1 protein-coding gene is annotated in these 555 nt (G+C 68.1%); it reads right to left on the bottom strand.

The features are described 5' to 3' along the window. Positions 1 to 555 (bottom strand): vitamin B12 dependent-methionine synthase activation domain-containing protein (locus tag ABD299_RS24740; protein ID WP_344266970.1); only part of this gene is annotated, 555 nt, incomplete at both ends.

Here is a 555-nt window from a genome sequence, read left to right as displayed (position 1 = left end):
GGCGTTGAAGTAGGTGGCTTCGGGGTGGTGGAGGACGATGGCGTCGGTGGATTGTTCGGGGTGGAGCTGGTATTCCTCGGAGAGTTTCACGCCGATCCGTTCGGGCCGGAGGAGATCGGCGATCTTGGCGCGGTCGGCCAGGTCGGGGCAGGCGGGATAGCCCAGCGAGTAGCGGCAGCCCTGGTATTCGGTGCGGAACATGCCGGTGAGGGTGTCGGGATCTCGGTGGGCGATGCCGAGTTCGGTGCGGACGCGGTGGTGCCAGTACTCGGCGAGGGCTTCGGCGAGCTGGACGGACAGGCCGTGGAGTTCGAGGTAGTCGCGGTAGGCGTCGGTGGCGAAGAGGTCGGCGGTGGCCTGGCTGATGCGGTTGCCGACGGTGACGATCTGGAGGGCGACGGTGTCGGTCTGTCCGGTATCGGCGGGGCGGATGAAGTCGGCCAGGCACAGCCGGCGTCCGCGGGTCTGGCGGGGGAAGGTGAAGCGGGTGCGCTCATCGCCCTGGTCGTCGAGGATGATCAGGTCGTTGCCCTGGGAGTGGCAGGGGAAGTGGCC

Source organism: Streptomyces sodiiphilus, assembly GCF_039529215.1.
Classification (GTDB): domain Bacteria; phylum Actinomycetota; class Actinomycetes; order Streptomycetales; family Streptomycetaceae; genus Streptomyces; species Streptomyces sodiiphilus.
Note: the sequence above shows the minus strand (reverse complement) of the source record. Positions and strands in the feature narration are given on the sequence as shown.